Source organism: Agromyces sp. C10 (genome assembly GCF_023217995.1).
GTDB classification, from domain to species: domain Bacteria; phylum Actinomycetota; class Actinomycetes; order Actinomycetales; family Microbacteriaceae; genus Agromyces; species Agromyces indicus.
In genome coordinates this window covers 307,968-333,617 of sequence record NZ_JALPSX010000001.1, presented here as the reverse complement: position 1 = coordinate 333,617, position 25,650 = coordinate 307,968, and the positions used below count along the sequence as shown (strand labels likewise).

Below are 25,650 nucleotides of genomic sequence, written 5' to 3'. Positions count from 1 at the left end.
GGACGCCGCGACCTCGCGCCGCGGCATCCGCTCGCCCGGGACTAGAAGACGAACATCTGGCCCAGCACGAGCACGGCGATGAAGAACGCCGCGACCACGCTGCCCACGATCAGCAGCGCGCGCGGCGACATGCGCGCGATGCCGTAGCCGACGAGCACCGGCAGCGCGAGGAGCATGAGCGTCACCACCCACCAGAACGCCTGGTAGCCCGCGCTCGTCGCGTCGGAGAGCCGCCCGGCGAACAGCTGCTGCGTGCCGGGGTTGGTCGCGAACGCGAACGCGGCACTGAGGGGCACCGCGACCAGCGCGAACACGATGAGGCCGACGAACCACCCCCACATGTCCGGATGGCGTCCTCCGAGCCGGAGGCGGTCGTCGTCGTCATGATGCGGTGCCTGCGGGGGGTGGTGCCTGACCCGCGGCTTCGAACCGGAGCTGCCCATGCGCGTCACTCTAGCCCTGCGCTCGCACCGGGATTAGCCTGAAGCCAGGACGACACGCGGGGGGCGAAGATGACCAGCATCCGACCGACCGGCCACTACACGCAGAAAGCCGACGGGTTGTACCTCCAACTCGATCGCCTGTTCCGTGCCCCGATCGAGGAGATCTGGTTCTCGCTGACGAACCCGACGGCGCTGAACGGCTGGATCGGCACCTACACCGGCAGCCCGTCGACCGGTGCCGTGCGGTTCCGCATGGGCGCCGAGGGCGCCGAGGCGCCCTGGCAGGACGTCAGCATCCTCGAATGCGCCCCGCCGCACCGCATGCACCTCGACATCGACCAGGGCGAGGACGCGCCGCCGTGGCGGCTGCTCGTGCACCTCAACGAGGGTAGCGGCCTCACGACGCTCACGCTCGCGCACCGGCTCCCGCCGGGCGAGGACGTCGGCAGCCTCGGCGCCGGATGGGACTACTACCTCGACCGCCTCACCGCGGCGCGCGCCGGCGACCCGCTGCCCGACTGGGACCGCGACGGGTACCTCGACACGCTCGGGCCGCACTACCGCGAGCTCCGGATCCCGGCCGCCTAGGCCGCCCGTGAGCATCGAGCGCAGGCCGGGCGGTCGGCCCGGTCGCGCCGTCATCCGTTCGCGAGCCCGGAACGGGCGGGCGGTCAGCCCCGATTCGCCCCGACCGACCGAGGAGCTGTTCGCGCACCACCCGGTGGTGTGGGGCTTCCGCGTCGCGCTGGGCCTCCTCGCGGCGGCGCTGCTCGCCCTCGTCGTCGTCAACCTCAGCGACGTGCTGCTGTCGGTGTTCATCGCCGCGTTCGTCGCCCTCGGGCTCGATCCGCTCATCCGCTGGTTCGAACGTCGAGGGATGTCGCGGCCGACCGCCATCGTGACGGTGCTCATCCTGTTCATCGCTGTCGTGGTGGGCATCGTGTGGATCCTCATCCCGCCCGTCGTCGCCCAGGCGACCGCGCTCATCACCAACCTGCCGTCGCAGGTGCGCGGCCTCGAGGACTCCGGATGGTTCGAGCGGGTCAACGAGACCACCAACGGGCTCGCCGCCACCCTCGCGAACGGCATCGGCGACATCCTCTCCGACCCGAACACGTGGGCGACGATCGGCGGCGGGGCGCTCGCGTTCGGCGCCAGCATCCTCAACGCGGTCTCGACCGGGTTCTTCGTCGTGGTGCTCTCGATCTACTTCATCGCCACGCTCGACAGCTCGAAGCGCGCGATCTACACCCTCGTCGCGGCATCCGAACGGCCCGTGGTCGTGCCGCTCGCCGAGCGGATCATGCAGTCCATCGGCAAGTACCTCAGCGGCATGGTCGTGCTCGCGTTCCTGAACGCGGTGTTCTCGACGATCCTGCTCGTGCTGACCGGCAACCCGTACGCGCTGATCCTCGGCGTCATCGCGCTGTTCGTGACGCTGATCCCGCTCATCGGAACCGTGCTCACCACCGTGCTCATGACGGTCGTGTCGCTGTTCGTCTCGCCGACGGCGGCGCTCATCGTGTTCATCGCGATGCTCGTCTACATGCAGGTCGAGGCGTACATCCTCACGCCGCGCGTGATGGGCAAGGCCGTGCAGGTGCCGGGCACGATCGTGCTGATCTCGGCACTCGCGGGCGGCACCCTGCTCGGGCTGCTCGGCGCCCTCGTGGCGATCCCGATCTCGGCGGGCATCCTGCTGATCCTGCGCGAGATCGTGGTGCCGCGGCAGGCGGTGTCGTAGGCCGGCCTTTCGGCCGTCGGCCGTACTGCCGGTTCAGGCCCAGACGGACGGCGCCTCCGCGCGGGTCGCGGGCAGCGCGACATCCGCCCCCCAGCGCTCGATCCACTCGGGGAGCTCGTCGCTCACGGGCGGCGCGCCGAACGCGTCGATGAGTTCCGACACGGGAACCGTGCCGCCCTCCTTGCGCAGGAAGCGGGCGCGGATGAAGCCCTTCGCGTAGATCTCCGGCTCGCCGTCGGCGCCGGGGCGCACGAAGCGCTGCTCGCAGTACACCGCCTTCTCGTCGAAGCCGAGCAGCCGCGACTCGATCGTGAACCGCTGCCACGGCTCGAGCGACTTGCGGAACGTGATGGTCTCGCTCACGACCACCGGGTACCAGCGGCGCTGCCGCATGATGCGGAACACATCGCTGCGCACGAGCAGGTCGAACCGCGCGACGTCCATGATCGAGAAGTACACGCCGTTGTTCATGTGCCGGTTGATGTCGAGGTCGGTCGGCAGCACGATGAACCGCGTGTGCGCGACGTCGTAGTGACCGAGGTCGGGCTTGCGTCGCGACAGGAAGAGCACGTGCAGCAGCGTGCGGAACAACATGTGCATGGTCCACGACTGTAGGCGCGATCCGTGGTGGATCCTCCATCGTTCGTGGTGGCGCACAGTGCGACGACGGAAGCCGCGGCGCGGCGTTGTGCGCAGCCGCGAACGGCCTACGGCAGCACCGACACGGCGAGGCTCGCCCGTTGCGCAGTCGTGTAGCCGGCCTTCTCGCCGGTGACCACGACTCTGAGGTTGCGTCCGGCGTCGCCGGGGACCGGGGTGTAGGTCGGCCCGGTCGACAGCACGGTCGTGCCGCGCATCCACTGGATCGTGAGCACGTCGGGGTCCGGCGTCCACACGCCCAGGTCCACCGAGAGCTCGACGCCCACCTGCGGGGCCGGTACGATGACCGGCCGATCGGCGCGGAAGACCCCCTCCGTGACGGGCCCGCTCGGTGCGCTCACGGCGGTCGCCGTGGTGTAGCCGAGTCTGCTTCCGGTGATCTCGGCCGACAGGCGCGCACCGAGGTCGTCGACGCCGACGGTGTGGTACTCCCCCGTCGCACCCTCGATCGGAACGCCGTCGCGGAGCCACTGGTACGTCCATGCCTCCGCCGCGGGGCTCCATGCGCCGTGCACGGCGCGCATTCGATCGCCGACACGGGGCTCGACCGCCATCCGATCCGTCTTGAGCACGGCCGACGGCGTCGCGAACGCACCTTCGGCGACCGGCGCGGTGGGACCGCTCGCCCGAACGGTCGTGCGATGCCCGTCGAGTACCCCCGTGACGACGAACGTCAACTCACCGCCCAGGTCGGTGCCCTTCGGCACGTAGCCGCGGTTGGTGGCGCCTTCGATCGGTTCGCCGTCCCGGAACCATTGGAACGTACGGGTCGTGCCGGTGGCCCAGCTGCCGAGGGTCGTGTCGAGTCGTACGCCCACCGTCGGCGAGCCCACGATCTGCGGGGTGGGCGCCGGAGCGATCTCGGGGTCGGTCGCGGGCGACACCGGGCCGACGGGGAGGGCTTCGATCCGGGTGCGGAAGTAGCCGAGCATCTGCACGGCCTCGGCGGTCGCGGTGATCTCGCCGCCGACGGCCTCCGGTGGAACGACCAACGTCGGACGCACGGCGCCGGGGATGGGCTCACCGTCGAGGTACCAGGTGATGTGCCCGATCCGGGTGTCGTTCAGGCCCGGGATGTCGAACGGGTCGGCGAGGTCCGGCGCGAGGCTCAGGAGGCCGCCCTCGACGGGGTCGCCTTCGATGGCGAGCCGTTCGCCGGGCGCGGTCGTCTCGGGCGGGGCGAACGTCGCATCGATAGCGACCCATCCTCCGCCGGTCGACGGCACGTTCAAGATGTCGGCCCTCGATCGCGTCGCCTCGTATGGCCACCACTGCTCGACGCCTTCGGACACGAATCGGACTTGGTAGTTGCCCTGGGCTACGTCGTCGAAGACGTACTGGCCGCGCTCGACCGTCGTCGTGCGCGCGGGCGCGCCCTGCCCGATCCGGTAGAGCTCGACGGTCGCCGACTCCGCGGCGGACTGCTGCTCGTTGAACACGACGCCGCCGAGGAACGCCGCCGAACGCGCGGCGAGAACGTTGACGTACGCCGGCTGCTCGAACGATTCGTCGCCGACCTCCACCTCGAGTACCGGCGCATCGGAGAATCCGCGCACGGGCGCGAACGGATGGTACGCGTCGATGAGGCCGCCGAGGCGACCCGGCTCGTCCGTCGCCTCCGCGCCGCCGTCGGCCACCCAACCCGCCCAGGTCGGAAGGTAGCCCTCGACCGTGGCTCGGATCCGGTACGAACCGTCGGGCAGGTCGAGCCACGTGTACTCGAAGAGGAACATGGGCCCGATGTCGACGGTCATGAGCGGCTCGGAGCCGTCGCCCGTCGCGTCGAAGACCTCGATGACCCCGGGCGGCAGCTCCTCACCGTCCGCGGGGCCGAAGAAGTCCGTCGACGCCAGCAGGACGCCCACGCCCACGTTGCCGTCCGCGGCATGAGCCGGCTGCGTCGCGCCGACGCCGGCGACGACCAGCGCTGCGGTCGCGAGTACGGCGAGGAGCCGTGCCCGTCGCGAGCCGGACCCCGGGGCGAGACGTTCGGGCATGAGCGGACCTCCATCGAGGGCCCGGTCGGACGTCGGGTCGGCGTCGGCCGCTGAACCGAAGGTTACTCAGCTTCGGGGTCGAGGGCTGGCCCCCGAAGGAGGCAGATCAGCGCTTCAGGCCGCGGGCTCGCCCGTCGCGTTGCCGCGCGGCGGCACGTGCCGCTCGTCGGGGCCGTTGTAGACCGACAGCGGGCGGATGAGCGCGTTGGCCGCGTTCTGCTCCATGATGTGCGCGGTCCAGCCCGTGACCCGGCTCGCCACGAAGAGCGGCGTGAAGGTCTCCGTGTCCCACCCCATCAGGTGGTACGCCGGCCCGGCCGGGTAGTCGAGGTTCGGCTTGATGTTCTTCCGTTCGCCCATCGCCTGCTCGAGCGCGGTGTACACCTCGAGGACGTCCGGACGGCCGTAGTGCTCCGCCATCCGCTCGAGCGCATCGCGCATGGTCGGCACCCGGGAGTCGCCGTTCTTGTAGACGCGGTGGCCGAAGCCCATGATCTTGCGCTTCTCGGCGAGCGCGGCGTCGAGCCACGCCACCGCCCGCTCGGCCGAGCCGTCGCCCAGGCCGATCTCGTCGAACGTGTGCATGACCGCCTCGTTCGCGCCGCCGTGCAGCGGGCCCTTGAGCGCGCCGATCGCACCGACCACCGCCGAGTACAGGTCGGACAGGGTCGAGGTGATCACGCGCGCCGTGAACGTGGAGGCGTTGAACGAGTGCTCGGCGTACAGGATCATCGACACGTCGAACGCGTTGACGACCTCGAGCTCGGGCGCCTCGCCGAACGCCTGCCAGAGGAAGTTGGCCGAGTAGCCGAGGTCGGCGCGCGGCTCGACGAACTCGAGCTCGTGTCGCCGGCGCTGGTCGTAGGTGACGATCGACGGGAGCTTCGCGAACAGGCGGATCGCCTTCTCGAGGTTCGCCTCGCGCGAGTCGTCGGGCGTGGTCGGGTCGCTCGCGCCGATGACGCTGACGGCGGTCCGCACGACATCCATCGGGTGGGCGGTGAGCGGCAGCTCATCGACGATGCGCTTCACCTCGTGGTCGAGGCCGCGGTGGCTGCGCTCGAGCTCCTCGAACTCGGCCAGCTGCGCGTCATCCGGCAACTCGCCGTGCCAGAGCAGGTAGGCGACCTCCTCGAAGGTGACGGATGCCGCGAGCTCCTGCACCGGATAGCCGCGGTAGAGCAGCGAGTTGGTCTCGGGGTTCACTTTCGAGATGGCGGTGTAGTCGACGGGCACACCGGCGAGGCCCTTGAAGATCTGGGGCTGGAAGGCCGCGGCCGCGGTGGTCTCCTGCGTCTGCTCGCTCATCGTGCTCCTCGTGGGATCTCGGCTCGCCCGCCGCCTCGCGGGCGCCACCCCAGCCTACGACGCCCCCTCGCCCTCCGGCGATCGGACAGCATCCGGCGGCTGCACTGCCACCCGGGCGCCCGATCCTGTCCGACCGGCGAGATGCGCGTGCGTGGGGGGGGGGGGGGGGACCCTCCTCCCCAAGGTGAGGGTCCGCGCGGCGGGCGGTGGCGGGCGGCCGCGGTCGACGGCGGGACGTCCGTGGACCGGATGATGTGGGGATGCCGCATCCACGTCCGCTGCCGGCCCCGTTCGTCGACAGGCCCTTCACCGTCGCTGCCGCCCGGGCCGCCGGGGTCGACGCGGATCGGTTGCGGCGACGCGACCTCGCTTCGCCGTTCTCCGGGGTGCGGGTCCCGAGTGGCGCGCTCCCCGCGGCGAAGCTCGCAGCGGTGGCGCTGCTGGCGTGCGGACCAACGGCCTTCCTGTGCGGCGGGTCGGCGGCGGCCTGGCACGGAATGCCGCTTCCTCCGCGCCTCGCGCGGCGGACGGCGGTCGAAGTCGCCGTGCCCGCCCCCGGTCGTGCCATCCGTCGTCGGGGGATCATCGGACGGGTGCTCGACGTGACCCCCGCCGAGGTGGTCACGTCGCGCGATCGGGTGCGCGTCACCTCGCCGGCTCGCACCTGGTGCGACCTGGCCGTCCAGCTGACGGTGCCGGAACTCGTGGCTGCCGGGGATCTCCTGCTGCGAAGCGGCCGAGTCTCACTCGGAGAGCTGCGGTCCGCCGCCGACGCCCGACGCGACCGTCGCGGCATGGTGGCCATCCGTTCCGCCCTGCCCCTCCTCGACCCGCGGTCCCTCTCCCCGAAGGAGTCGGAACTGCGAGCCCTCGTCGTGCTCGCAGGGTTCCCGGTACCGGGCGTCAACGTCGACATCCACGCGCCGACCGGCGAGTTCGTCGCCATGGTCGACCTGTTCTTCGAGGAGTTCGGCGAGATCCTCGAGTACCAGGGCGATCATCACCGGACCGACCGACGCGCGTGGCGACGGGATCGAACCCGTGAGGCGGAACTCGAGGCCCTCGGATACCACGTGATGGAGGTGACCGACGACGACTTGGCGAACCCCGAGGCGCTGCTGCGCCGCATCGCCCGCAACCTCATGCGCCGCGGCTGGCGCGGCGAACCGCGCCCGTTGGACGAGATCCGGCGCCACCTTCAGATTCCGGGCGCCTGATTTCGTCTTATCGACGCGAGAGACGAGCTCAGAAGAGGCCGGTGGGGATCTCCACGTGGTTGAGGGCGCCGGGCGCGGCGGTGAGGGTCAGCTGGCCGAGCTCGTCGGGGCCGAGCTCCGGCAGGCGCTGCGCGACATCCAGGAACCGCTCGATCTCGGCCTCCTCGAGCACCCACTCGGCGAGCGTGCGGAATTTCTGCACGTACTGCTCGCGCCCGAACGGCCGGGCGCCGAGCGGGTGCGCATCGGCGACCGCGATCTCCTCGACGATCTCGCTGCCGTCGGCCAGGCGGATGACGACGCGGCCGCCGAACGCCTTCTCCTCGATGTCGAGCGAGTGGTAGCGCCGGGTCCACTCCGGGTCCTCGACCGTCGACACCTTGCGCCAGAGCGCGACGGTGTCGGGACGGTGCGCGCGCTCGGGCGCGTACGAGTCGGCGTGGTGCCACGTGCCGTCCTGCAGGGCGACGGTGAAGATGTACGGGATCGAGTGGTCGAGCGTCTCCCGCGAGGCATCCGGGTCGTACTTCTGCGGGTCGTTCGCGCCCGAGCCGATCACGTTGTGCGTGTGGTGCGACGTGTGGATCGTGATCGACTCGACCCGGTCGGGGTCGTCGAGCACGAGCGGGTACTCGTCGTGGATGCGGCGGGCGAGGTCGATGAGCGCCTGCGCCTGGTACTCGGCCGAGTGCTCCTTCGTGTACGAGTCGAGGATGGCGCGCTTGGCCTCGCCCTCCTCGGGCAGCGGGACCTCGTAGTTCGCCTCGGGGCCGCCGAGGAGCCAGGCGATGACGCCGTCCTCGCCCTCGTAGATCGGCACGGGGCTGGTCTCGCCGCGCATGGCGCGGTCGACCGCCTCGACGGCCATCTTCCCCGCGAAGGCCGGTGCGTAGGCCTTCCACGTCGAGATCTCGCCCTTGCGCGACTGGCGCGTGGCGGTCGTGGTGTGCAGCGCCTGCCCGATCGACTGGAAGATCGTCTCCTGGTCGAGGCCGAGCAGGGTGCCGATGCCGGCCGCGGCCGACGGGCCCAGGTGGGCGACGTGGTCGATCTTGTGCGCGTGCAGCGTGATCGCCTTCACGAGGTCGATCTGGATCTCGTAGCCCGTCGCGATCGCGCGCACGACGTCACGGCCGGTGAGCCCGCGGCCCGCGGCGAGGTGCTGGGCGACGGCGACGATCGGGGGGATGTTGTCGCCCGGGTGCGAGTAGTCGGCGGCGAGGAACGTGTCGTGGAAGTCGAGCTCGCGAACCGCGACTCCGTTCGCCCAGGCGGCCCACTCGGGCGAGGTCCGCCGTGCGGCATCCGCGCCGAACACGGTGGCGCCGTCGCCGCCGATCGAGACGGGGTGCGCGAGCGCCTGGCTGCGCGCGGCGACGACCGGCTTGCGGGCGAGGGATGCCGCGGCGACGGCGGCGTTGTCGATCACCCGGTTCACGACCATGTTGGCGACGTCGTCCTCGACGTCGACGGGGTCGACGGCGACGGCCGCGAGCTGCCAGGCGAGCTGGCCCTCGCGAGCGAGGTTCTCGTCGCTCCGGTGGGTGCGCAGGTGGTGGGTCTTCACGTGGCCACGCTATCGAATGGGGTGACGGATGTCGCGGACCGGCCGCTCCCGTCCTCCCAGCCTCGTCCGCTATCGCGCGTGAGACGATTGAGGCGATGAATCACACCGACGCCGACTCGGTCGGCGGCCGCCCGGTCCGCGACATCCGCCTCGACTTCCCCGCCTTCGCGACGACCGGCGACGCCCGGCCGACCGCCTACCTCGACTCCGCCGCGACCGCGCAGCGGCCCACCGCCGTGCTCGACGCGGAGCGCGACTTCCTCGAGCACCACGTCGCGGCCGTGCACCGCGGCGCGAGCGCCGCGACCGGCGACTCGACGACCCGGTTCGAAGCGGCCCGCGCCGACGTCGCCCGCTTCGTCGGCGCCGGCGAGCGCGAGATCGTCTGGGCGCAGAATGCGACCGACGCACTGAACATGGTCGCGCTCGGCATCGCCGATGCGAGCGCCGGCATCGGCGGGGCGGATGCCGCGCGCTTCGCGCTCCAGCCCGGCGACGAGATCGTGCTGACCGAGGCCGAGCACCACGCGAACCTCCTCCCGTGGCAGCGCGTGGCGCAGCGGACCGGGGCGCGCATCGTGCCGGTGCGGGTCGACGAGCACGGCTGCTGGTCGGTCGACGACGTCGCCGCGGTGCTCACCGAGCGCACGCGCGTCGTCGCGTTCGCGGAGGTCTCGAACGTCACGGGCCAGATCGCCCCCGTCGCCGAGGTCGCCGAGCTCGCGCACCGCCACGGTGCCCTCGTGGTGCTCGACGCGTGCCAGTCGGTGCCGCACCGCCCGGTGGACTTCGCGGCGTACGGCGTCGATTTCGCCGCGTTCTCGGGCCACAAGATGCTCGGGCCGAACGGCATCGGGGTGCTCTACGGCCGCGATGAGCTGCTCGACGCGCTGCCCCCGGCGCGCACCGGCGGGTCGACGATCACGAAGGTCACCATGGAGGAGGCGCGATTCCTCCCGGCGCCGCACCGCTTCGAGGCCGGGACCCAGGCCGTCTCGCAGGTCGTCGGCCTCGGTGCCGCCGTCCACTACCTCGAGGCGATCGGCATGGACGCCGTCGCCGCGCACGAGGAGGCGTTCGCGGAGCGCGTCGTCGCCGGCGTGAGCGCGATCCCCGGCGTCCGCGTCGTCGGCCCGCAGGTCGGGGAACGCCGCGGGGGCCTCGTGAGCGTCGCGGTCGACGGGGTGCACGCGCACGACGTGGGCCAGTTCCTCGACGAGGCCGGCCTCGTCGTCCGCGTCGGCCACCACTGCGCGCAGCCCCTGCACCGCGCGCTCGGCATCACCGCCACGACGCGCGCGAGCGCCCACGTCTACACGACCGCCGACGAGGCGGACCGGTTCGTCGACGCGATGGGCGAGGTCCGCGGGTTCTTCGGACTCGGACGGAAGGTGTCCTGATGGCCGGACTCGAGGGCCTCTACCAGCAGATCATCCTCGACCACTCGAAGGAGCGGCACGGTGCCGGCCCCCTCGACGGCGCCGACGGGGAGCACCACGAGTTCAACCCGACCTGCGGCGACGAGATCACCCTGCGGATCAAGCTCGACGCCGCGCACGAGCGCATCGAGCAGGTCGCCTGGGAGGGCGACGGATGCAGCATCTCGATGGCGTCGGCCTCGGTGCTGACCGACCTCGTGCAGGGCCGGCCCGTCGAGGAGGCGCTGGCGACAGCCGAGACGTTCCGTGAGATGCTCCGCTCGAAGGGCGAGGGCGAGCCCGACGAGGAGGTCCTCGGCGACGCCATCGCGTTCCACGGCGTCGCGAAGTACGTCATGCGCATCAAGTGCGCGATGCTCGGGTGGGTCGCGCTCGAGGCGGCGGTGGCGAAGGCGCGGTAGGTCTCGGTACGCCGGCTTCGCGCGGCTACTCGACCAGCGGAGGGCTTCGCGCGGCTACTCGACCAGCGAGGGGCTTCGCGCGGCTACTCGACCAGCGCGCGCGGCTACTCGACCACCGTGGCCGCGGGCCACACCGGCTCGTGCAGTTGCTCGGTGAGCACGCGCTCGGCGAGCCCGGCCGGCACGTCGTCGAGCGTGGGCGGGTCCCACTTCGGGTTGCGGTCCTTGTCGATGACCTGCGCACGGATGCCCTCGTGCAGGTCGTGCTCCCCGATGAACCACGACACGGCCCGGAACTCCTGCTCGAGCGCCTCCTCGAGGGAACGCAGCGTCCGAGCCCGTCGCACCGCCTCGAGCGTCACGGTGAGTGCGGTCGGCGAGAGGGCCTCGAGCTCGTCGGCGGCGCCGGCCGCGTAGGCGGCGGCCGCGGCATCCGCTCGCCCCTCGGCGAACGCCCGCAGGCGCTCGATGATGTCGGCGACCGTCGGCGCCGAATAGCACGCGTCGACCCACGGACGCGCCGCGGCGAGCGCCGACGGGCCGGGCGTCTCGTCGAAGAGCATCACGATCTCCCACGGCGTGCCCGGGTCGGCGCGCTCCTCGAGGGCCTGCAGCAGGTGCGGTATGCGGTCGGACGGCACGTAGGCGTCGGCGAAGCCGGCGTGCATCGCGTCGGCGGCGTCCATCGTGCGCGAGTTCAGGGCCAGGTGCACGCCGAGTTCGCCGGGGGTGCGGCCGAGCAGCCAGCTTCCGCCGACGTCGGGCGTGAAGCCGATGCGCGTCTCGGGCATGGCGACCCGCGACCGCTCGGTGACGATGCGGATCGACGCGTGCCCGGCGAGGCCGATGCCGCCGCCCATGGTGATGCCGTCCATGATGGCCACGACCGGCTTCGGGTAGCGGGCGATGGTCGCGTTCAGTCGGTACTCGTCGCGGAAGAACCGCAGCGCCTCGGCCGCGTGGCCGCCCGTGGTGTACCCGTAGAGCTCGCGGACGTCGCCGCCGGCGCAGAACCCGCGCTCGCCCGCGCCGTCGAGCACGACCATCGCGACCTCGGGGTCGTACCGCCACGCGTCGAAGACGGCGCTGATCGAGCGGATCATCTCGTAGCTCAGCGCGTTCAGCGCCTGCGGGCGCTGCAGGGTGAGGCGCCCGACCCCGTCGGCGACGGTCGCGGAGATGTGCTCGGTCACCCTGCAACGCTAGCGGCATCGGTCGGGGCCGCGTAGCGTCGGGCGCAGGAGGGGTCATGATCGAATCCGCGTTCCCCATCGTCGAGGTTCCCGACATGGATGCCGCGATGCGCTTCTACCACGACGCGCTCGGCACGACGGTGGTCTACCGCTACCCGACCGAGGGCGACCCGGTCTTCGTGACGCTGCAGGCCGGGTCGGCGCAGCTCGGACTGGGTCTCGCCGAGGGTGCGACGGCCGGCGAGGGTGCGGGCATGCTGATCTGGTTCTACGTCGACGACGTCGACGAGACGACCGCCGCCCTGGCTCGCGCGGGCTACCCGGTCGTCGAGCAACCCGACGACACCCCGTGGGGCGAGCGGATGTCGATGGTCGCCGACCCGTTCGGCACGCGCGTCCGGCTGGCGCGCGCCATCCAGCCGCAGCCCGAGGAGGAGTAGCGGCCGCGCCGACCGTCGACGGCCCCGCCTCGCGCGAGTAGCATCCCTGCATGCTCCCTCTCGAGAACGTGGCCGCGTTCGCCGCCGCATCGGCGCTGCTGATCGCCGTGCCCGGTCCGAGCGTGCTGTTCGTGATCGGCCGCTCGATGGCCCTGGGGCGTGTCGGCGGGCTCGTGAGCGTCGTCGGCAACCTCCTCGGCGTGCTGCTGCAGATCGCTCTCGTCGCCGCGGGCGTCGGGGCCCTCGTCGCGCAGTCGGCGGCGGCGTTCACCGCGGTGAAGCTCGCGGGCGCCGCCTACCTGGTCTACCTGGGCGTGCAGACGATCCGTCATCGCCACGCGTCGGTGACCGCACTCCGCGAGGCCGCGGAGGCCGGCACCCGACCGACGGCCGCCGGTCGCGCGACGCGACACGGGTTCTCGACGCGTCGGGTCCTGCTCGAGAGCGCCACGGTGGGCGTGACCAACCCCAAGTCGATCGTGTTCTTCGTCGCGGTGCTCCCGCAGTTCGTCGACTACGGCTCGGGTGCCATCCCGCTGCAACTCGCCCTGCTCGGCTCGGTGTTCGCCGTCATCGCCCTGGCCTTCGACGGCGCCTGGGCGCTCGCGGCCGGCACCGCGCGCGACTGGTTCGCGCGGCGCCCCGCGCGCATGTCGAAGCTGTCGGCGACCGGCGGCGTGATGATGATCGGCCTCGGCGGCGCGCTCGCGCTCTCCGGCAACAAGAGCTGACGTCGTCTCCGTGCTCCGGAACCATGTGAGGGGCGCGGGTGAGGGGGTCAGGCCGGTCGCGCGCCGGTCAGTCGCGGGTGGCGGTGCCGGTCAGGATGCCGCGGGCGAGCCCGTGGAAGAAGCAGCGGCTGCCGAGGATCGCGGGCGAGGTCGCGGGGTCGAGCTCGAGGCTCGGCACGTCGAGCGCGTGGACGACGAACAGGTAGCGGTGCATGCCCGTGCCGCGGGGCGGGGCGGCGCCACCGAAGCCGCGCTCGCCGTCCTCGTTGCGGAGCACCAGCGACCCGGCGGGGAGCGGCGGTCCACCGGCGGCACCCGCCCCCGCCTCGAGGCTCGTGGTGGTCACGGGCAGGTTGGCGACCGCCCAGTGCCACCATCCCGAACCGGATGGCGCGTCGGGGTCGAGGCACGTGACCGCGAAGCTGCGCGTGCGCTCGGGGAAGCCCGACCACGACAGCTGCGGCGAACGGTCGACCCCGCCGGCGGCGGCGCTCCACTGCGGCCGGGCGAGGGGCCCGCCGTCGTCGAAGTCGGTGCTCGTGACCGTGAACGAGCCCACGGGCCGGAGCTTCTGCAACGCAGCGTAGGGGTCCACGTCGAGCATCGCGATCCTCCTCGTCGGGGGTGGTCGGCGTCGCGGTCAGGATACGACCGCGGGTCCGGCTCGGGCCGTGCACGCGCCGCGGGGCGGCATCCGCTCAGCGAACCCGCCTATGATCGGCCGGTGCCGCTCGCCAAGATCCTGCTGTTCTACGTGTTCACGCCCCTCGCCGACCCCGACGCGGTGCGGCTGTGGCAGCGCGACCTCGCCGAGTCGCTGGGCCTGCGCGGCCGCATCCTCATCTCGAAGGACGGCCTGAACGGCACGCTCGGCGGCGAGATGGGCGCGCTCAAGCGCTACGTGCGGAAGACGCGCGACTACCCGGCGTTCAAGGCGATCGACTTCAAGTGGAGCGAGGGCACGGGGCTCGACGACGAGGGCCGGAGCCTCGACTTCCCCCGGCTCAGCGTGAAGGTGCGCGACGAGATCGTGTCGTTCGGGGCGCCCGGCGAGCTGCGCGTCGACGAGGCCGGTGTGGTCGGCGGCGGCACGCGCCTGAGCCCCGACGCGCTCCACGAGCTCGTGACCGAGCGGGGCGACGAGGTGGTCTTCTTCGACGGCCGCAACGCGCTCGAGGCGGCGATCGGCCGGTTCCGCGGCGCGGTGGTGCCCGACGTCGAGACGACGCGCGACTTCGTCGCCGAGCTCGACTCGGGCCGGTACGACGACCTCAAGGGCCGGCCGGTCGTGACCTACTGCACCGGCGGCATCCGTTGCGAGGTGCTGTCGAGCCTCATGACGAGCCGCGGGTTCGGCGAGGTGTACCAGCTCGAGGGCGGCATCGTGCGCTACGGCGAGCGCTTCGGCGACGACGGTCTCTGGGAGGGCTCGCTGTACGTGTTCGACGGGCGCGGCTCGGTCGATTTCAGCGACCACGCCGCGGTGATCGGCGTGTGCGAGGGCTGCGGCGGCGCGACGAAGCAGACGGTGAACTGCACGGATGCCGCGTGCCGCACGCAGCTCGTCCGCTGCGCGTCGTGCGGGCCGGCGCCGTGCGGCCGGCACGCGGCATCCGTCGCCTGAGCCGCGCGCTGCAGGGCCGCCGACGTCAGTCGCCGCGGATGACCCGCGCCATGAGATCCTCGGCGAGCGCGTCCACGGGCTCCCCGCCGTTGGAGAGCACGATCACGGCACGACCGGCCGTCCGGTCGATCATGAGGCTCGCCCCGAACCCGGCCGTGAGGCCGCCGTGGGACGCGATCTCGTGGCCGTCGTACCCGGTCGAGAGCACCCAGAACCAGCCCGTCTCCGATCCCTCCCACGCCTGGGCGGGTTCGAGGGCCGGGCTGTCGGCGAACGGGCCGTCGATGACGCCGCGCGCGTACGCGGCGAGGTCGTCGACGGTCGCGACGATGCCGCCGGCGGGTGCGAACGCCGCGAGCGTGGACGGCTCGGCCGGTCGACCGTCGGCGAGGAAGCCGGGCGCGAGGGTGTCCGGGACCTCGTCGTCCTCCACGGGCAGGGTCGCGGTCTCGAGGCCGAGCGGCTCGAAGATGCGCTCCTCGAGCAGCGTGGCGTAGTCGGTCCCGGCGGCGGCGGCGAGGGCCTGGCCGGCGAGCGCGGCGCCGAGGTTCGAGTACTGCGGCGGCGCGTCGGGCGGGATCGTCTCGGCGCGAGCGAGGGCGAGCAGCTCCGGCACGGTCTCGTCGAGCACGTCCTCGCCCGCGAAGAACCCCTCCTCGACCGACGCCATCCATTCCGGGTCGCTCGGGAACGTCGGCAGGCCCGACGAGTGCGTGGCCAGTTCCTCGAAGGTGACGGATGCCGCGGGGGCGTCGCCGAGCTCGAGGTACTCGCCGATCGGATCGTCGGGCGCGACCTCGCCCCGGTCGACCGCCTCGGCGAGCAGCAGCCCGATGAACGTCTTGCTCACCGATCCGATCTCGAAGGCCGTGTCGGCGTCGGCGCCGATGAAGGCCGTCCGCAGTTGGTCGCCGTCGACCACGGCGACCGCGACGACGTCCTCCGGGTCCGAGAATGCCGGGCGGATGGCGCGGAGCAGCTCGGCGTCCTCGGTGGGCGTGACCGCTTCGCTCGAGGTCGGCGGGGTGGGCTCCGGGTCTGCGGCGCAGGCGGTGAGCGCGGTGAGCGCGGCGACGAGGGCGGAGGCGAGGACGACGGTCCGGGCGAGGCGACGCGGCGCGTCGCGGCGGGAGGAGGAGACGTGGGGCACCAGCAGAACCTACGACGCCGTCCCGGGCGCGTCCTCAGGGTCGTCCCGGACGGGCCGGCGGGGATGCGAGGCCGCGGCGTGCCGCCCGTGCCGCCGCACCCGGGCCCAGGCGCGCGCGTCCCGGCTCGAGAGCGCGAGCAGGATCAGGATGTCGATCGCCACGGTCAGGAAGGTGGTCCGGATGGTGACCTCGGTGTCGCCCGTGAACGAGTCGATCGCCGCGACGCTGATGTTGATCGTCGCGAAGAGCATCACGGTGATGCGGGCCCAGTTGCTGCCGAACCAGATGAGCACGGCGAGCACGAGATCGATGAGCAGCACCGTGCCGCCGATGAGCAGGACGACGGAGCGCGCGACGTCCGAGGCCGCCGCCTCCGCCGCGCCCCCGAGCTGCAGGTCGAACTCGCGCTCGACCGCCGACCAGTTCAGGGCCACCGCGGCGAGCCAGATCGCGCCGGCGATCGCGCGCAGCACCACGAGCACCGCGCCGAACGAGGTCGCCGCCGGCCGCCGCATCCGTCGCTGCAGCGGTTCGTGCTCGGCGAGGCGCGCGGGCGGCTCGAACGCGGTGCGCTTCCCGACGGGCAGGTCGGGCCCGGTCGCGGCCGTCACGGTGTCGCCTCCCCGACGACGGATGCCGCGGCATCCGTCACCCGCACCGCCCGCACGTCGACCACCGGCAGGTCGCCGTCGGTGCGGATGGTGTCGCCGCCGCCGTTGCGGGAGTGGTACCCGGTCGAGAAGTCGTGCAGGACGCGCACGCGCACGCCGACGTCCGCGCCGGTGAGCGACGCGACGATGTGGTCGCGTTCGATGTCGATGTCGGCGTCGATCTTGTGCGTGACCTGCAGGGTGAACAGCGAGAAGCCGACCGCGCGGTCGAAGGTCCCGGCGGCGAGCCAGTCGACGCGCAGCCCGCCGGGCAGCAGCCAGCCGTCGGGGGTGCGCCAGAAGCGCACGTGGTGGCGCCTGGCCGGGTTGCCCTCGACCTCCTGCTGGTAGGCGAAGTCCTGCTGGCGGCCGAACAGGAACAGCGGGCTCACGGGCGCCTCGTCGTAGCTGCGGCGGCGGAGCGTGGAGGTGACGATGCGCCAGCTGGAGGCGAGCGTGATGTCGTCGGCGCGGGTCCATCCGGCGGCGCGCATGGCGGCGTGCACGGATGCCTCGGGCCCGTCGAACGCGATGTTCACCGGGTCGCCGAGCAACCCGTCGCTCGTGCGGGTGCGGCCGATGAAGTAGTCGGGCACGTAGATCGTCGTGAGGATCCGGTGCAGGCGGGGCAGGACGAGGTACGCGAGGACGAGCCAGAACACGACGAAGAACGCGATGCCCCACCAGCCGAACTCGAACGACTGCTGGAACAGCAGCCACGCGAGCCACACCGCGGCCGCTCCGGCGAAGACGAAGAAGAACCCGTCGAGCAGCGCCGTGAACGACAGCCGCGGCGGCAGGTCGGGCGCCGGACGCTCGTCGCGCGGTCCGGGCGACTCCCCTGCCCCCTGCATGGGTGCATGCTAACCCCCGACGCCGGTCACGTGACCTAGGCTCTGGCGCATGGCCTACGACGTCGCCCGCATCCGCTCCTGGTTTCCCGCGCTCGACTACGGGTGGGCGCAGTTCGACGGCCCGGGCGGCACGCAGACCCCGCGGCAGGTGGGCGAGGCCGTGGCCTCCGTGCTCACCGGCCCGCTGTCGAACCGGGGCATGACCGGCGAGTCGGAGGTGCGCGCCGAGGAGGCCGTGACGTCGTTCCGCCTCGCGGTCGCCGACCTCGTGAACGCGCACCCGCGGGGCGTCGTGCACGGGCGCAGCGCGACCCAGCTCGCGTACGACTTCTCGCGGCACCTCTCGCGCGACTGGGGCGACGGCGACGAGGTCGTGGTGACGCGCCTCGACCACGACTCGAACGTGCGTCCGTGGGTGCAGGCCGCCGAGCGCGCCGGGGCGACCGTGCGGTGGGCCGACTTCGACCCGGAGACCGGCGAGCTGCCGGTCGAGGCGATCGCCTCGCTGCTCGGGCCGCGCACCCGGCTCGTCGCGGTGACCGCCGCGTCCAACCTCCTCGGCACGATGCCCGACATCCCCGCCATCGCCGCGGCCGTGCACGCCGCGGGCGCCCTGCTGTTCGTCGACGGCGTGCACTACGCCGCCCACGAACTGCCCGACGTCGTGACGCTCGGCGCCGACTTCTTCACGTGCTCGCCGTACAAGTTCCTCGGCCCGCACTGCGGCGTGCTCGTCGCCCGGCCCGAGCTGCTCGAGACCATCGAGCCCGACAAGCTGCTGCCGTCGACGAACGCGGTGCCCGAACGGTTCGAGTTCGGCACGCTGCCGTACGAGCTGCTCGCGGGCGTGACCGCCGCGGTCGACGTGCTCGCCTCGCTCGATCCCGAGGCGACGGATGCCGCGGCCTCCCGCCGCGCCCGCCTGGCGACGTCGTACGCGGCGCTGCACGGGCACGAACGCGCCCTCGCCGACCGGCTCCGGGCCGGGCTCGACGACCTCGACGCCGTCACCGTGCGCTCGCGCGCCGAGCGGCGGACGCCGACCGTGCTCATGACCTTCGAGGGACGCGCCGCGGCCGAGGTCACGCAGCGGCTGGCCGCGGACCGCGTGCTGGCGCCGAGCGGCAACTTCTACGCGCTCGAGGCGTCCCGGCACCTCGGCCTCGGCGACGAGGGCGGGCTGCGCGTCGGACTCGCCCCGTACACCGACGAGTCGGACGTCGACCGGTTGCTCGCGAGCCTCGCGGCCGCGCTCGGCTGACGGGCCGTACGCTCGTTCCATGAACGCCTCCCCCGCGGCGGCCGCCGAGCTGCGGCGCCTCCACGACGACCCGCGCCTGCTCCAGGTCGTCAACGTCTGGGATGTCGCGAGCGCCCGCACGGTCGCGGCGCTCCCCGAGACCCTCGCGCTCGCCACCGCGAGCCACGCCATCGCCGCGACGTTCGGCTACCCGGACGGCGAGCGGATCCCCGTCGACCTGATGCTCGACATGGTCGGCCGGATCGCCGCGGCCGTCGACGTCCCCGTGAGCGCCGACCTCGAGGCGGGGTACGGCGACCCCGGCGAGACGATCCGTCGCGCCGTGGGCCTCGGCGTCGCCGGGGCCAACCTCGAGGACGAGCTGCGGCCGCTGGCGGAGTCGGTCGCCGCGGTCGAGGCCGCCGTCGCCGCGGCCGAGGCCGAGGGGGTGCCCCTCGCGCTCAACGCGCGCACCGACGCATGGCTGCGCGGCCACGACCGTCCCCGCGACGTGTGGATGGCCGACGCGATCGAACGGGGGCGCGCGTACCTCGACGCGGGCGCCACGTGCGTGTTCGTGCCGGGCGACTTCGGCGAGGACGTCGTCGCCGAGCTGGTCGACGGCCTCGGCGAGCGCCGCCTCAGCGTCATCGGACTCCCGTCGATCCCGCCGCCGGCGCGGCTCGAGGAGCTGCGCGTGGCCCGCATCTCGTACGGGCCGTACCCGCAGCGCCTCGCGCTGGGGTCGTTGCAGGATGCCGCGGCGTACCTGTACCGCGGCGGGGTGCTCCCGAGCGGCATCCGCCCGCTCAACTGAGGCCGGCGCGGCCCCGCCGCGGCCGTGTCGATAGTCTGTCCGGGGCGCGCGACGGACGCGCGCCGCACCCGACCCGAGGAGCGCGCATGGCCGACGGCATCCCCATCGAGATCAGCGGTCTCACGAAGCGCTTCGGGCAGGTGACCGCGGTCGACGACCTCTCATTCACCGTCGAGCCGGGGCGCGTCACGGGATTCCTCGGCCCGAACGGCGCCGGCAAGACGACGACGCTGCGTGCGCTGCTCGGCCTCGTGCGCCCCACGGCGGGCACGGCCACCTTCGGCGGCACCCGCTACCGCGACCTGCCGCGCCCGCTCGAGACGGTGGGGGCCGCGCTCGACGCCGCGTTCCACCCGGGGCGCACCGCGAGGGATCACCTGCGCGTCGTGGCGAGCGCCGGCGGCATCCGCTCGGCCCGGGTGCCCGACGTGCTCGCCCAGGTGGGGCTGTCGGAGTTCGCCGACCGCCGCGTGGGCGGCTTCTCGCTCGGCATGCGGCAGCGGCTCGCGCTGGCCACGACGCTGCTCGGCGACCCGCGCGTGCTCGTGCTCGACGAGCCCATCAACGGGCTCGACCCCGAGGGCATCAAGTGGATCCGCGGGTTCCTGCGGAGCCTCGCACGCGAGGGCCGCACGGTCCTCGTGAGCTCGCACCTGCTGAGCGAGGTGCAGCAGTCGGTCGACGAGGTCGTCATCATCTCGCGCGGTCGACTCGTGAAGTCGGGATCGCTCGCGAGCCTCGAGCTCGAGGTCGCGCCGCGCACCGTCGTCGACTCCCCGCACCGCCTGCGGCTGGCCGCCGCGCTCGACCAGGCCGGCCTCGACTACACCGAGGGCCCCGAGGGGATGATCGTCGACGAGCCCGATCCGGGGGTGGTGGGGCACGCCGCCTTCGTGGGCGGCGTGGAGCTGAGTTCGCTGCACCGGTTGGCGTCGGGCCTCGAGGACTCCTTCCTCGCGCTCGTGGGCGAGGGTGAGGAGTGATGTCGTTCGTGCGTTCGATCGCCGCGGAGTTCCGGAAGGTCCTCACCACGCGCATGTGGTGGCTGCTCGCGCTCGTGCTCGTCGCCTACGTGGCGGTGATGTCGGGCGGGTTCGGCGCGTTCCTCGGGTGGACGGTGCAGAACCCGGAGGCCGCGGCGCAAGCCGGCGGCAGCACCGCCATGCCGCCCGGGATGGAGCTCGCGCCGCTGCTCTACAGCTTCGCGTCCTCGGTCGGGTACGTCTTCCCCGTGCTGCTCGGCGCCCTCGCGGTCACGGGCGAGTTCCGGCACCGCACCCTCACCGCGACCTTCCTCGCCGAACCGCACCGCGCGACGGTCCTCGGCGGCAAGTTCACGTCCCAGCTCGTCATGGGTGCCGTGCTCGGCGTCATCGGGTTCGCGACCTCGGTCGGAGCGGGCGCGGCCGCCCTCGCCGCGTTCGACCTCGAGACCGGGCTCGACTCGTCCGACACGTGGGCGCTCGTGGGCCGCGGCATCCTCGCCATGGCGCTCTGGGGGGCGATCGGCGTCGGACTCGGCGCGCTCGTGCCGAACCAGGTCGCCGCGATCGTGATCGTGATCGCGTTCACGCAGTTCGTCGAGCCGATCCTGCGGCTCGCGGCATCCCTCAACGACGTGACGGCCGAGATCGGCCGCTACCTGCCCGGCGCCGCGAGCGACGCACTGGTCGGCGCGTCGTTCTACAGCGTCGCGGGCATGGGCGCGGTCGAGACGCTCGAGTGGTGGCAGGGCGGCCTCGTGCTGCTCGGCATCGCCGTGGTCGCGACGGTGCTCGGCGGCCTGACCACCTGGCGTCGCGACGTGTCCTGACGATCGCCCGGTCGTGCGCGCCCCGCCTTCGGGGCGCGTGCCGCGCAGGCCCTCGTGGGCGTAGCATCCGGCCATGGGGTTCCTCCAGGTCGCCGCGACGATCGTCGTCGTGCTCGCGGCGCTGCTGCACGTCTGGATCTTCGTGCTCGAGAGCATCCGGTGGTCGCATCCGTCGACGTGGCGGGCGTTCGGGGTGCGCACGCCCGAGCAGGCCGAGGTGCTGCGGCCGATGGCGTACAACCAGGGCTTCTACAACCTGTTCCTCGCCGTGGGCGCCCTGGGCGGGCTGGCCCTGCTGTTCTGGGCGGGGTTGCCGTACGCGGGGCGCGCGCTCGTGCTCTTCACCACCGCGTCGATGACCGCGGCGGCGGTGGTGCTGACGACGACCGGGTCCGGCTACCTGCGGCCGGGGCTCATCCAGGGCACGCTGCCGCTCATCGCGTTCGTGCTGTTCCTGTTCGTCTGAGCCCGGCGGGCGGCGCGGCTCGGTCGCCGCGGCTCAGTCGCCGCTGGTCTCCTCTTCGGCGAAGACCTCGCTCGGCACGTGGTGCTCCGCGGGCTCGGCATCCTCGGGGTCGGCCCCGTCGGCATCGGCGACGACGGGCACGCCGACCTTCAGCCGGTCGATGAGCTCGGCCGCGCGGCTGGTGCTCAGCACGAGTCGCGCGAACTCGCCCCCGGACAGCTCGAGCACGATCGCCTGCCGCTTGCGCTTGACGAGCACGAAGTCGCTGCCGCCGTGCGTCTTCCAGACGCCGACCGCGAGCACCAGGGGCACCTCGCTGCCGCGACGACGGATGCCGCGGATCCAGATCCACGGGTCGTCGGTGATGGTGGCCGAGCGGATGTCGTCGCGCTGGACGATGACGTCGGCCGACCGCATCGCGAGCGTCTTCTCGGCCGGCGTGAGGTGGACCTCGAGCCGGTCGTTGTGCACGCGGAGGTTGGCCATATGTTCCATCCTGCCCGACGGTCATCCCGGTCGCGTCGTCGACGCTCCACAAACGCGACATCCGTTTCGTGCACGAACCCGACCACCGCTGCCCCGTTCTCAGGACCCCGGGCGCCGAACCGCGCCGTTCTCAGGACGACACGCCGGTCGCCGCGGCGACCCGCCGCAGAACTCCTGAGAACGGGGTGCCGGTCAGAGGTGCGGGGGGCGAGCGGATGCCGCGGCGCGGGCTGCGGCGGGAAGGGCGTCGAGGATCCGCGAGACCGCCGCGTCGTCGTGCGCGGCCGTGACGAACCACGCCTCGAAGACGCTCGGCGGCAGCGAGACGCCGGCCTCGAGCATCGCGTGGAAGAACGGCGGGTAACGCCACGACTCCTGCGCCAGCACGCCCGCGTAGTCGCGCGCGCCGCCCGCGACCGCGTCGCCGAACAGGAAGCTGAACAGGTTGCCGGCCGTCTGCACCACGTGCGCGACGCCTTCGGCGGCGAGCGCCGCGGAGACCTCGCGCTGCAGCAGTGCCGCGACCTCGTCGAGCCGCGCGTAGACCGCGTCGTCGGCGAGCCGCAGCGTGGTGACGCCGGCCGTGACGGCGACCGGGTTCCCGGAGAGCGTGCCCGCCTGGTAGACCGGGCCGAGCGGCGCGAGCCGCTCCATGATCTCGGTTCGACCGCCGAGCGCGGCGACGGGCATGCCGCCGCCCACGACCTTGCCGAACGTGACGAGGTCGGGCGTGTACGCGGCATCCGTCTCGGCCTCGAGGCCCCACCAGCCGGCCTTCGAGACCCGGAACCCGGTGAGCACCTCGTCGCTGATGACGAGCGCGCCGTGCGCGTGCGCGAGCTCGACGAGCGCGCGGTTGAAGCCGGGCAGCGGCGGGACGACGCCCATGTTCGCGGCGGCGGCCTCGGTGATGACCGCCGCGATGCGGTCGCCGTGCTCGGCGAACACCGCGCGCAGGGCGTCGAGGTCGTTGTACGGCACGACGAGCGTGAGCGCGGCGACGTCGGCGGGCACGCCCGCGGAACCGGGCAGCGCGAACGTCGCGAGTCCCGAGCCGGCCTCGGCGAGCAGCCCGTCGGAGTGGCCGTGGTAGTGGCCCGAGAACTTCACGAGCAGGTCGCGGCCGGTGAAGCCGCGGGCGAGCCGGATGGCGCTCATCGTCGCCTCGGTGCCCGTCGACACCAGGCGCAGCTTCTCGATCGGCGCCACGCGCTGCTCGATGAGCTCGGCCAGCTCGGTCTCGACGGGCGTCGACGCGCCGAACGACAGGCCGCGCGCCGCGGCCTCCTGCACGGCGGCGATCACCTCGGGGTGCGCATGGCCGAGGATGGCCGGCCCCCAACCGGCGACGAGGTCGACGTACTCGCGTCCCTCGGCGTCGGTCACGTACGGTCCGCGCGCCGAGACGAGGAAGCGCGGCGTGCCGCCGACCGAGCGGAACGCGCGTACGGGCGAGTTCACGCCGCCGGGAATGGCCGCCTGCGCGCGGGCGAACAGGTCGGCGTTGGTCTGCGTGGCGGTGGTCATTCGATCCCCTCCCGGATCCATCCGGCGAGCTCGGTCGCCCAGTAGGTCAGCACGGCATCGGCACCGGCACGACGGATGCCGCGGACCGACTCGATCACCGCACGACGGCGGTCGATCCAGCCGTGCATCGCAGCGGCCTCGATCATCGCGTACTCGCCCGACACCTGGTACGCCCAGACCGGGACGTCGCTCGCGGCGGCGACATCCGCCAGCACGTCGAGGTACGAGCCCGCGGGCTTGACCATCACGACGTCGGCGCCCTCGTCGATGTCGATCATCGCTTCGCGGAGGCCCTCGCGGCGGTTGCCGGGGTCGAGCTGGTACGTGCGGCGGTCGCCCTCGAGGGTCGACTCGACCGCGTCGCGGAAGGGGCCGTAGAACGCCGAGGCGTACTTGGCCGAGTACGCGAGGATCGCGGTGTGCGCGAAGCCGGCGCCGTCGAGCGCCTCGCGCACCGCGGCGACCTGGCCGTCCATCATCCCGGAGAGGCCGAGGAGCTGCGATCCGGACGCCGCCTGCACGAGCGCCATCTCGCGGTAGCGCTCGAGCGTCGCGTCGTTGTCGACGCGGCCGAGCGCGTCGAGCACGCCGCAGTGGCCGTGGTCGGTGAACTCGTCGAGGCACAGGTCGGTCTGCACGACGAGCGCGTCGCCGACCTCGTCGGCCACGACGCGCGTGGCGACGTTGAGGATGCCCTCGGGGTCGACGCCGCACGAGCCCGTCGCATCGCGCGTCTCCGGGACGCCGAACAGCATCACGCCGCCGACGCCCGCGGCCGCGGCATCCGTCACCGCCTGCTTCACCGAGTCGAGCGAGTGCTGCACGACGCCGGGCATCGAGGCGATCGGCAGCGGCTCGTCGACGCCCTCGCGGACGAAGATCGGCAGCACGAGCTCGGCCGGGTCGAGGCGGGTCTCGGAGACGAGGCGGCGGAGGGCCGGCGTCTCGCGGAGGCGCCGGGGTCGCACGCGGGGGGCGGGTGCGGAAGTCACCCGCCAAGCCTACGCGCGCCCGGCTGGACGCTCGGTGGGCGCGGACTCGTGCACGGATGGCGCGGACGAGCGGATGGCGCGGGGCTAGACCGTCTGCGTGGCGGCGTGCACGACCGCCTCGATGAGGGACTCGGCGCTGCGCTCGGCGGCGACGACGTCGACGCGGAGGCCGAGCTTCGCGGCATCCTTCTGGGTCTGCGGGCCGATGGCGGCGACGAGCGTGCGCTCGGGGATGGGGCCGAGCTGCGCCTGCACCTGCTCGGCGACGCTGCCCGACGTGACGAGGATCGCGTCGACCTTGCCGGCGCGCACGTCATCGACGACCTTCTGCGCGACCGGGACGCCGACGGTGCGGTACGCGACGACCGCCTCGACGTGGTGGCCGATGCGCTCGAGCCCCACGGAGAGCACCTGCTTCGCGATCGCCGAGCGGAGCGCGAGGACCCGCAACGGCTTCACGCCCTCGGTCGCGGCCTCCCACTCCTCGAGGAGGCCCCGGGCGGAATTGTCTTCGCTGGGAACGATGTCGGCGCGGTAACCGGCCGCGACGAGGGCGGCCGCGGTGGTCTCGCCCACCGCGGCGACCTTCGTCGACTCCGGGATGACCGCGCCGTACGAGGAGAGCACGTCGACCGTCGTCGCGCTCGTGACGGTGACCCAGTCGAAGCCGCCGGCAGCGAGCTTCGCGAGCGCCGCCTCGAGCGCCGGCTGGTCGTCGGTCGGCGCGAAGTTGATCATCGGCGCGATGATCGGCGACGCGCCGCGCGCCCGCAGCGACCCGGCGACCGAGTCGCCCCAGGGTCCGCCGCGCGGCACGAGTACGCGCCAACCGGCGAGCGGCTTGGATCCATCTGCGCCGGGCAGGTGGAGGGGGCCGGTCATCGGTTCGA

The 25,650-nt window shown here is 72.8% G+C and carries 27 protein-coding genes; 13 read left to right on the top strand and 14 right to left on the bottom strand.

Translation table 11 applies throughout. The features are described from left to right. Positions 1-41: 41 nt before the first annotated feature. Positions 42-341, bottom strand: a complete 300-nt coding sequence (locus M1L56_RS01670) for a hypothetical protein (protein ID WP_248597886.1) — start codon at positions 339-341, stop codon at positions 42-44. A gap of 171 nt (positions 342-512) precedes the next feature. Here M1L56_RS01670 and M1L56_RS01665 point away from each other — a divergent pair, with 171 nt between their 5' ends. Together M1L56_RS01665 and M1L56_RS01660 are read left to right on the top strand one after the other, a co-directional pair. Further along, positions 513-1,031, top strand: coding sequence for an SRPBCC domain-containing protein (locus tag M1L56_RS01665; RefSeq protein ID WP_067947807.1), 519 nt, complete (start codon positions 513-515; stop codon positions 1,029-1,031). A gap of 7 nt (positions 1,032-1,038) precedes the next feature. Next, positions 1,039-2,187 carry an AI-2E family transporter gene (locus tag M1L56_RS01660; RefSeq protein ID WP_248597885.1) on the top strand — a complete coding sequence of 383 codons (1,149 nt, stop codon included), beginning with the start codon at positions 1,039-1,041 and terminating at the stop codon, positions 2,185-2,187. Between the two features lie 33 nt (positions 2,188-2,220). Here M1L56_RS01660 and M1L56_RS01655 read toward each other — a convergent pair whose 3' ends face one another. The 3 genes from M1L56_RS01655 to M1L56_RS01645 all read right to left on the bottom strand — a co-directional run bounded on the left by M1L56_RS01655 (position 2,221) and on the right by M1L56_RS01645 (position 6,152). Further along, positions 2,221-2,787 carry a thioesterase family protein gene (locus M1L56_RS01655; RefSeq protein ID WP_248597884.1) on the bottom strand — a complete coding sequence of 189 codons (567 nt, stop codon included), beginning with the start codon at positions 2,785-2,787 and terminating at the stop codon, positions 2,221-2,223. A 107-nt stretch (positions 2,788-2,894) separates the two neighbouring features. Continuing rightward, positions 2,895-4,844 (bottom strand): carboxypeptidase regulatory-like domain-containing protein, encoded by a 1,950-nt coding sequence (locus M1L56_RS01650; protein ID WP_248597883.1) that lies wholly within the window; start codon positions 4,842-4,844, stop codon positions 2,895-2,897. A gap of 114 nt (positions 4,845-4,958) precedes the next feature. Continuing rightward, positions 4,959-6,152 (bottom strand): bifunctional 2-methylcitrate synthase/citrate synthase, encoded by a 1,194-nt coding sequence (locus tag M1L56_RS01645; protein ID WP_067947799.1) that lies wholly within the window; start codon positions 6,150-6,152, stop codon positions 4,959-4,961. A gap of 593 nt (positions 6,153-6,745) precedes the next feature. On the opposite strand from M1L56_RS01645, the gene M1L56_RS16040 reads away from it, so the two are divergent. Further along, entirely contained in the window at positions 6,746-7,369 is a 624-nt protein-coding gene (locus M1L56_RS16040; RefSeq protein WP_248597882.1) for a DUF559 domain-containing protein, read from the top strand. A 28-nt stretch (positions 7,370-7,397) separates the two neighbouring features. On the opposite strand, the gene M1L56_RS01635 is transcribed toward M1L56_RS16040, so the two are convergent. After that, the gene (locus tag M1L56_RS01635) at positions 7,398-8,936 is read right to left on the bottom strand and encodes an MmgE/PrpD family protein (protein WP_248597881.1); all 1,539 of its coding nucleotides are present in this window, start codon (positions 8,934-8,936) and stop codon (positions 7,398-7,400) included. Between the two features lie 95 nt (positions 8,937-9,031). Here M1L56_RS01635 and M1L56_RS01630 point away from each other — a divergent pair, with 95 nt between their 5' ends. Both M1L56_RS01630 and sufU read left to right on the top strand, forming a co-directional pair. Further along, positions 9,032-10,336: an aminotransferase class V-fold PLP-dependent enzyme gene (locus M1L56_RS01630; protein ID WP_067947793.1), complete on the top strand. Its 1,305-nt coding sequence runs from the start codon at positions 9,032-9,034 to the stop codon at positions 10,334-10,336. Beyond that, the gene (gene sufU, locus M1L56_RS01625) at positions 10,336-10,776 is read left to right on the top strand and encodes a Fe-S cluster assembly sulfur transfer protein SufU (protein WP_248597880.1); all 441 of its coding nucleotides are present in this window, start codon (positions 10,336-10,338) and stop codon (positions 10,774-10,776) included. The genes M1L56_RS01630 and sufU overlap by 1 nt, the downstream gene beginning before the upstream one ends. Before the next feature lie 104 nt (positions 10,777-10,880). On the opposite strand, the gene M1L56_RS01620 is transcribed toward sufU, so the two are convergent. Further along, entirely contained in the window at positions 10,881-11,969 is a 1,089-nt protein-coding gene (locus M1L56_RS01620) for an enoyl-CoA hydratase/isomerase family protein (protein ID WP_248597879.1), read from the bottom strand. 56 nt (positions 11,970-12,025) lie between these two features. Between M1L56_RS01620 and M1L56_RS01615 the strand changes: the two genes are divergently transcribed. Further along, positions 12,026-12,409: a glyoxalase/bleomycin resistance/extradiol dioxygenase family protein gene (locus tag M1L56_RS01615; protein ID WP_248597878.1), complete on the top strand. Its 384-nt coding sequence runs from the start codon at positions 12,026-12,028 to the stop codon at positions 12,407-12,409. Between the two features lie 50 nt (positions 12,410-12,459). Beyond that, positions 12,460-13,140 (top strand): LysE family translocator, encoded by a 681-nt coding sequence (locus tag M1L56_RS01610; RefSeq protein WP_067947786.1) that lies wholly within the window; start codon positions 12,460-12,462, stop codon positions 13,138-13,140. Between the two features lie 67 nt (positions 13,141-13,207). On the opposite strand, the gene M1L56_RS01605 is transcribed toward M1L56_RS01610, so the two are convergent. Further along, positions 13,208-13,744 carry a YbhB/YbcL family Raf kinase inhibitor-like protein gene (locus M1L56_RS01605; RefSeq protein ID WP_248597877.1) on the bottom strand — a complete coding sequence of 179 codons (537 nt, stop codon included), beginning with the start codon at positions 13,742-13,744 and terminating at the stop codon, positions 13,208-13,210. A 120-nt stretch (positions 13,745-13,864) separates the two neighbouring features. Between M1L56_RS01605 and M1L56_RS01600 the strand changes: the two genes are divergently transcribed. Next, positions 13,865-14,764 (top strand): rhodanese-related sulfurtransferase, encoded by a 900-nt coding sequence (locus tag M1L56_RS01600; RefSeq protein ID WP_248597876.1) that lies wholly within the window; start codon positions 13,865-13,867, stop codon positions 14,762-14,764. 25 nt (positions 14,765-14,789) lie between these two features. Here M1L56_RS01600 and M1L56_RS01595 read toward each other — a convergent pair whose 3' ends face one another. From M1L56_RS01595 to M1L56_RS01585, 3 genes are read right to left on the bottom strand one after another with little or no spacing between them, the layout of a single operon-like run. Further along, positions 14,790-15,914: a serine hydrolase domain-containing protein gene (locus M1L56_RS01595; protein WP_248597875.1), complete on the bottom strand. Its 1,125-nt coding sequence runs from the start codon at positions 15,912-15,914 to the stop codon at positions 14,790-14,792. 9 nt (positions 15,915-15,923) lie between these two features. Next, positions 15,924-16,526, bottom strand: coding sequence for a hypothetical protein (locus M1L56_RS01590; protein WP_248597874.1), 603 nt, complete (start codon positions 16,524-16,526; stop codon positions 15,924-15,926). After that, on the bottom strand, positions 16,523-17,419 hold the full coding sequence (locus M1L56_RS01585) for an LssY C-terminal domain-containing protein (protein WP_248597873.1): 897 nt from the start codon (positions 17,417-17,419) through the stop codon (positions 16,523-16,525). Before M1L56_RS01585 ends, M1L56_RS01590 begins: the two co-directional genes overlap by 4 nt. Before the next feature lie 49 nt (positions 17,420-17,468). Between M1L56_RS01585 and M1L56_RS01580 the strand changes: the two genes are divergently transcribed. The 5 genes from M1L56_RS01580 (at position 17,469) to M1L56_RS01560 (ending at position 21,755) form a co-directional block, all read left to right on the top strand. Then, positions 17,469-18,680: a cysteine desulfurase-like protein gene (locus tag M1L56_RS01580; protein WP_248597872.1), complete on the top strand. Its 1,212-nt coding sequence runs from the start codon at positions 17,469-17,471 to the stop codon at positions 18,678-18,680. 19 nt (positions 18,681-18,699) lie between these two features. Then, complete coding sequence (locus M1L56_RS01575) at positions 18,700-19,476, top strand: isocitrate lyase/phosphoenolpyruvate mutase family protein (RefSeq protein ID WP_248597871.1); 777 nt, start codon at positions 18,700-18,702, stop codon at positions 19,474-19,476. Positions 19,477-19,562: 86 nt separating this feature from the next. After that, on the top strand, positions 19,563-20,459 hold the full coding sequence (locus M1L56_RS01570) for an ABC transporter ATP-binding protein (RefSeq protein WP_248597870.1): 897 nt from the start codon (positions 19,563-19,565) through the stop codon (positions 20,457-20,459). Further along, a complete protein-coding gene (locus M1L56_RS01565) occupies positions 20,459-21,289 on the top strand; it encodes an ABC transporter permease (protein ID WP_248597869.1) in 831 nt (276 codons plus the stop codon). The genes M1L56_RS01570 and M1L56_RS01565 overlap by 1 nt, the downstream gene beginning before the upstream one ends. Before the next feature lie 73 nt (positions 21,290-21,362). Continuing rightward, the gene (locus M1L56_RS01560; protein ID WP_248597868.1) at positions 21,363-21,755 is read left to right on the top strand and encodes a DUF1304 domain-containing protein; all 393 of its coding nucleotides are present in this window, start codon (positions 21,363-21,365) and stop codon (positions 21,753-21,755) included. A 33-nt stretch (positions 21,756-21,788) separates the two neighbouring features. Here the strand turns inward: M1L56_RS01560 and M1L56_RS01555 are convergent, their stop codons facing one another. The 4 genes from M1L56_RS01555 to M1L56_RS01540 form a co-directional block, all read right to left on the bottom strand. Beyond that, a complete protein-coding gene (locus M1L56_RS01555) occupies positions 21,789-22,241 on the bottom strand; it encodes a hypothetical protein (protein ID WP_248597867.1) in 453 nt (150 codons plus the stop codon). A 192-nt stretch (positions 22,242-22,433) separates the two neighbouring features. Then, complete coding sequence (hemL, locus tag M1L56_RS01550) at positions 22,434-23,768, bottom strand: glutamate-1-semialdehyde 2,1-aminomutase (RefSeq protein WP_248597866.1); 1,335 nt, start codon at positions 23,766-23,768, stop codon at positions 22,434-22,436. Next, positions 23,765-24,760 (bottom strand): porphobilinogen synthase, encoded by a 996-nt coding sequence (gene hemB, locus M1L56_RS01545; protein WP_248597865.1) that lies wholly within the window; start codon positions 24,758-24,760, stop codon positions 23,765-23,767. Before hemB ends, hemL begins: the two co-directional genes overlap by 4 nt. An 84-nt stretch (positions 24,761-24,844) precedes the next feature. Beyond that, complete coding sequence (locus M1L56_RS01540; RefSeq protein ID WP_067947850.1) at positions 24,845-25,642, bottom strand: uroporphyrinogen-III synthase; 798 nt, start codon at positions 25,640-25,642, stop codon at positions 24,845-24,847. Positions 25,643-25,650: the final 8 nt, after the last annotated feature.

Bases quoted from the DNA above. Each gene is read 5' to 3' on its own strand.
- M1L56_RS01670 (WP_248597886.1), bottom strand. From the start codon at position 341: ATGTGGGGGTGGTTCGTCGGCCTCATCGTGTTCGCGCTGGTCGCGGTG.
- M1L56_RS01665 (WP_067947807.1), top strand. From the start codon at position 513: ATGACCAGCATCCGACCGACCGGCCACTACACGCAGAAAGCCGACGGG.
- M1L56_RS01655 (WP_248597884.1), bottom strand. From the start codon at position 2,787: ATGCACATGTTGTTCCGCACGCTGCTGCACGTGCTCTTCCTGTCGCGA.
- M1L56_RS01650 (WP_248597883.1), bottom strand. From the start codon at position 4,844: ATGCCCGAACGTCTCGCCCCGGGGTCCGGCTCGCGACGGGCACGGCTC.
- M1L56_RS01645 (WP_067947799.1), bottom strand. From the start codon at position 6,152: ATGAGCGAGCAGACGCAGGAGACCACCGCGGCCGCGGCCTTCCAGCCC.
- M1L56_RS01630 (WP_067947793.1), top strand. From the start codon at position 9,032: ATGAATCACACCGACGCCGACTCGGTCGGCGGCCGCCCGGTCCGCGAC.
- sufU (WP_248597880.1), top strand. From the start codon at position 10,336: ATGGCCGGACTCGAGGGCCTCTACCAGCAGATCATCCTCGACCACTCG.
- M1L56_RS01615 (WP_248597878.1), top strand. From the start codon at position 12,026: ATGATCGAATCCGCGTTCCCCATCGTCGAGGTTCCCGACATGGATGCC.
- M1L56_RS01610 (WP_067947786.1), top strand. From the start codon at position 12,460: ATGCTCCCTCTCGAGAACGTGGCCGCGTTCGCCGCCGCATCGGCGCTG.
- M1L56_RS01605 (WP_248597877.1), bottom strand. From the start codon at position 13,744: ATGCTCGACGTGGACCCCTACGCTGCGTTGCAGAAGCTCCGGCCCGTG.
- M1L56_RS01585 (WP_248597873.1), bottom strand. From the start codon at position 17,419: ATGCAGGGGGCAGGGGAGTCGCCCGGACCGCGCGACGAGCGTCCGGCG.
- M1L56_RS01580 (WP_248597872.1), top strand. From the start codon at position 17,469: ATGGCCTACGACGTCGCCCGCATCCGCTCCTGGTTTCCCGCGCTCGAC.
- M1L56_RS01575 (WP_248597871.1), top strand. From the start codon at position 18,700: ATGAACGCCTCCCCCGCGGCGGCCGCCGAGCTGCGGCGCCTCCACGAC.
- M1L56_RS01570 (WP_248597870.1), top strand. From the start codon at position 19,563: ATGGCCGACGGCATCCCCATCGAGATCAGCGGTCTCACGAAGCGCTTC.
- M1L56_RS01565 (WP_248597869.1), top strand. From the start codon at position 20,459: ATGTCGTTCGTGCGTTCGATCGCCGCGGAGTTCCGGAAGGTCCTCACC.
- M1L56_RS01560 (WP_248597868.1), top strand. From the start codon at position 21,363: ATGGGGTTCCTCCAGGTCGCCGCGACGATCGTCGTCGTGCTCGCGGCG.
- M1L56_RS01555 (WP_248597867.1), bottom strand. From the start codon at position 22,241: ATGGCCAACCTCCGCGTGCACAACGACCGGCTCGAGGTCCACCTCACG.
- hemL (WP_248597866.1), bottom strand. From the start codon at position 23,768: ATGACCACCGCCACGCAGACCAACGCCGACCTGTTCGCCCGCGCGCAG.
- M1L56_RS01540 (WP_067947850.1), bottom strand. From the start codon at position 25,642: ATGACCGGCCCCCTCCACCTGCCCGGCGCAGATGGATCCAAGCCGCTC.